The 299-nt window shown below is 76.6% G+C and carries 1 pseudogene; it reads left to right on the top strand.

Going from position 1 to position 299, the window contains the following annotated elements:
- A pseudogene (locus tag IU476_RS35750) lies at positions 1-299 on the top strand (hypothetical protein); the annotation flags it as partial.

The following is a 299-nucleotide window of genomic DNA, read 5'->3' as shown; positions in this document are numbered from 1 at the left end:
GTCGACGCCGCCTCCCGGGTCGCGCTGATCTCGCTGCCCGCGCTGGGCGGACTGCGGTTGCGCCGCCGCCTCACCGACTTGGCCGCGGCCGTGGCCGCGCGGATCGAACCCGCCGGCCGGCCCGCGGCCGACCTCGTCGACGACCTCTCGCGGTATGTGGGGTCCCGGGTACGCGTCGAGCAGGCGCGCAGCGACACCGAGGCGCACGTGCTGCGGTCCCGCCGGTCCGGGACGGTGCGGCCGCTGGCCGGGATGGTGCGTGCGAATCGGCCGTGGCAGTTGCTGATCGGGCTGTCCAC

Source organism: Nocardia blacklockiae (genome assembly GCF_015477355.1).
Taxonomy (GTDB): Bacteria; Actinomycetota; Actinomycetes; order Mycobacteriales; family Mycobacteriaceae; genus Nocardia; species Nocardia blacklockiae.
Note: the sequence above shows the minus strand (reverse complement) of the source record. Positions and strands in the feature narration are given on the sequence as shown.